Raw genomic sequence first — 3,940 nt, forward strand, 5'->3', positions numbered from 1 at the left:
GGTCTCCGGCGGGCCGTCGCGTGCTCCCGTCGCGCGTGCCGACCGGCCTCGGCGGCGGGCGACGATATCCGTGTAGTCTGATCGGACTTATACGGAAATCGACCGAAGCATCGGAGCGCACATGCCGACCTCCTCCTCCGTCCGAGCCCGACTCGCCGAGGTGGCGCGGTCCGGTCTCGGCCGCCGAGCGCCGGACGCCCCCGGCGGCCGCTCCTCGCGTCGTCTGCTCGACGACTACGAGGTGGCAGACCTCATCGAGACGGACGGCACGGTGCCGCTCAACTACTTCACCTACCGGCCCAACTTCGGCGACCTCCTGTCGCCGTGGCTCGTGCGGCAGATGACGGGCAGGAAGGTGGCGGTCGCCGACCGGAAGAAGCCGCACTACATGGTGATCGGCTCGATCATCAGCCAGGCGACCGCGGGCTCCGTCGTCTGGGGCAGCGGTACCTACGGCACCGAGGGCAGGGCCGAGGTGTCGCCGGACGCGCAATACACCGCGGTCCGCGGGCCCCTGACCCGGGCCAAGCTCGGTGCGTCCAAGGGCTTCGGCATCGACGTGCCCGAGGTCTACGGCGACCCCGCCCTGCTGCTCCCGCTGTACTACCGGCCGAAGGTGCCCGTCACGCACGAGTACGGGGTGGCGGTCCGGTGGAGCGAGCGCCGCTGGGCGCGGGCGACGTTCGGGCCAGGCGTGAAGCTCGTCGACTTCGCGCGCGGGGACGTCGAGGCGGTCGTCCGCGAGCTCCTCTCGTGCCGGCGGATCGTCACGTCGTCCCTGCACGGGCTCATCGTCTCGGACGCCTACGGCATCCCCAACGCCTGGCTGGCCTCCGGCTCGCCGCGCGGCGGCGTGTTCAAGTTCTACGACTACTTCGCCTCGGTGGAGAAGTTCCGCAGCCCGCAGCGCTTCGACCTCGCCGCCGGTCCCGTCACCGGCGAGCGGCTGCGCGACTCGTTGGCGTTCAGTGCCGAACGGATCGAGTACGACTACCGTCCGCTGCTCGACGCCTCCCCGTTCCTGCGGCGCAGGACGAGCGCGCGTCCGCCGACGGCCGAGCCCGCTCCCGGGCTGCTGGCGGGTGCCCGCTCGTAACGGTCGGGTTCAGCGGCCGGCGGCGTACCCCTGCGCGCCGCGCGGGTTCGCGGCCGCGCCCAGCACGCCGGTGGCGGGGTCGCGCGTGACGGCGCTGAGCCGCCCGAGCGCCCAGTCGCCGGCGAGCGTGAGCGCGTGGCCGCGCTCCGCCAGGCCGGCGAGGACGTCGGCGCCCAGCCGGTCCTCGACGACGGCGCCGCCGGGCGTCCAGGTGCGCGGCCAGAAGGAGCCGGGGGCGGACGTGGTGTGCAGCGCGGGGGCGTCGATCGCCTCCTGCGGCGTGTAGCCGCCGACCAGCACCCGGAGCAGGAACGCGAGCTGCCACTGGTCCTGCTGGTCGCCGCCGGGCGACCCGCACGCGAGCACGGGGGCACCGTCGCGCAGGACGAGCGTGGGGGTGAGCGTCGTGCGTGGCCGCCGACCTGGCTCCAGGCGGGACGGCGACGCCTCGTCGAGCCACGTCATCTGCAGGCGGGTGCCGAGCGCGAACCCGAGGCCGGGAACCGTGGGGGAGGACTGCAGCCAGCCGCCCGACGGCGTCGCGCTGATCATGTTGCCCCAGCGGTCCACGACGTCCAGGTGGCACGTGTCGCCGCGGGTCGCTCCCGTGGCGTCCGTCTCCAGGCCGTCGCCGTTCAGCGGTGCGGCGCCCACGGCAGCCGGCACGGCGACGGTCGGCTCGCCGATCCCGGCGGTCGCGCCGCCGGTCGGCGCGCCGGGGAGCGCGGCGGCGGGCACGTCCGTCGCGTAGGTGGTGCGCAGCGGGGGGACGGCGGGCGTCGGGCGGCCTGGCACGTCGCCGGGACGCACGTCGTGCGATGCACGGTCCCCGATCAGGGCCCGGCGCTCCGCGGCGTACCCGGGGGAGAGCAGCACGTCGAGGGGCACCCCGCCGTCGTCGCCGTGCAGGTCGCCGCGCGGGTCTCCGTGCAGGTCTCCGTACCAGGTGTCGCGGTCGGCGAGCGCGAGCTTGAGCGCCTCCAGCACGGTGTGCGCGCCGAGCTCGGTCGACGGGTCGAGCCGCGCGTCGTCGAACCCGTCGAGGATGCGCAGCGCCTCCAGCAGGGCGGGGCCCTGCCCCCAGGCGGCGGTCTTGGCCACCGTGTACCCACGGAACTCGATCGTCGCCGCGTCCTCGAAGGTGGCCTCGAACCCGGCGACGTCCGCGGCCGTGAGCACGCCGGCGTGGTCGCGGCCGTCGGCGTGCCGGTGGGGCGTGCGCACGAACTCCTCGACCGCCTGGCCGACGACGGTGCGCCACGCGGCACGGGCGGCGTCGACGGCGCCGCCCCGGTCGGCTCCGGTCGCGGCCGCGTCCCGCTCCGCCGTCGTGACCTGCTCGAGGACGGCGGCCAGCTCCGGGTTCGTGACGAGCTCGCCCGGCCGCGGGGCTCGTCCGTCCGGGAGCCAGCGCGCCGCGGAGGTGGGCCAGTGGTCGCGGAACAGCTCGGACACCCCGTCGATCGTGCGGCACACGGCGGCGAGCACCGGGTGGCCGTCGCGCGCGTAGCCGAGCGCGGGGGCGAGGACGTCCGCCACGGTCCAGGTGCCGTGGTCGCGCAGCAGCAGGAGCCAGGCGTCGACCGCGCCGGGGACCGCCGCGGCGAGCGCGCCCGAGCCGGGGACGAGGTCCAGTCCCTCCACGTCGCGGTAGTGCGCGATCGTGGCGCCCGCGGGTGCGGGGCCCTGCCCGACCAGCACGCGCGGCCGGCCGGGGTCGTCCGCCGTCGCGAGGATCGCCGTCAGGTCCCCGCCGGGCCCGTTGAGGTGCGGCTCCACCACGTGCAGCACGAACGCGCCGGCCACCGCTGCGTCGAAGGCGTTCCCGCCCCGTTCGAGCACGGACTGTGCGCTCGCGCTCGCGAGCCAGTGGGTGGAGGCGACCATCCCGAACGTGCCGCGCAGGTCGGGCCGTGTCGGGTGGGGGGTCGGGGGGACGAACGTCATCGGGCTTCCTCCGTGGTGTGTCCGAGGGCGGCGACGAGGAGCGTGAGCACGGCGCTGACGGCCACGCCCCACGCCAGGTGGACCTGCAGCAGCAGGGCGCCGACGGCGGCGCCCGCGCAGATGAGGGCGATCGCGGTGAGGCGTCGCCCGGCGTGCTTGCCGGAACCTCCGGCGAGCCGCGAGTCGGCCGCGAGGCCGGTGATGGTCGAGGTGACGACGACGGTCGTGACGTCCTTGACCGACAGGTGCCGCGCCGTCGCGGCCTGCGTGCCCATCGCGAGCGCGAGCAGCCCCGTGACGGTGAGCTGCACGGCGTGCGGCAGGTCGTCCTCGGCGACGACGAGCAGCACGGTGATGGCGGCCAGGAGCGTCCCCACCGTGGCGAGGAGCCCGGTGGTGCGGGCCGTCCAGCCCACCTGCACGGGCCGCAGCACCACGCCGGCCAGCGCGGCTCCGGCCATGAACGTGCCGAGGGCGAGCAGCGGTCCCGTGACCGGCAGGTCGTCCCCGCCGGCCAGCGCCATCCCGAGGATCACGACGTTGCCCGTCATGTTCCCGGTGAAGACGCGGTCCAGGCCGAGGTAGCCGACCGCGTCGGCGATGCCGGTCGAGAACGTCAGGGCGAGCATGAGGACCAGGTGCAGCCGGTCGCGGTCGTGGCCGAGCGGACCGAGGAGGGGGCGGGGCACCATGTCACCGTACAGACCGCCACCGCCAGCACGAGGTAGTTCACGCCGAGCCGAGGTAGTACCGCGAGCGCCGAGGTAGTCGAGATGGAGCCGAGGTAGTAGCGCGCGCCGAGGTAGTCACGCAAGTGCCGAGGTAGTGCGCGCCCCGCTGGGCCCGCACAACCGCGGCGGTTCGGTGACTACCACGGCGGGTCGGTGACTACCTCGG

General features: G+C 75.1%; 3 protein-coding genes. 1 reads left to right on the forward strand and 2 read right to left on the reverse strand.

Features of this window, described 5'->3' with window-relative positions:
• The first annotated feature begins 121 nt into the window (after window positions 1–121).
• Entirely contained in the window at window positions 122–1,096 is a 975-nt protein-coding gene (locus tag ACFT55_RS19515; protein WP_380245508.1) for a polysaccharide pyruvyl transferase family protein, read from the forward strand.
• 9 nt (window positions 1,097–1,105) lie between these two features.
• Here ACFT55_RS19515 and ACFT55_RS19520 read toward each other — a convergent pair whose 3' ends face one another.
• Together ACFT55_RS19520 and ACFT55_RS19525 are read right to left on the reverse strand one after the other, a co-directional pair.
• On the reverse strand, window positions 1,106–3,043 hold the full coding sequence (locus ACFT55_RS19520) for a gamma-glutamyltransferase family protein (RefSeq protein ID WP_380245509.1): 1,938 nt from the start codon (window positions 3,041–3,043) through the stop codon (window positions 1,106–1,108).
• On the reverse strand, window positions 3,040–3,732 hold the full coding sequence (locus ACFT55_RS19525) for a YoaK family protein (RefSeq protein WP_380245510.1): 693 nt from the start codon (window positions 3,730–3,732) through the stop codon (window positions 3,040–3,042). The genes ACFT55_RS19520 and ACFT55_RS19525 overlap by 4 nt, the downstream gene beginning before the upstream one ends.
• Window positions 3,733–3,940: the final 208 nt, after the last annotated feature.

This window comes from Isoptericola sp. NPDC057191 (assembly GCF_042670225.1).
Taxonomy (GTDB): Bacteria; Actinomycetota; Actinomycetes; order Actinomycetales; family Cellulomonadaceae; genus Isoptericola.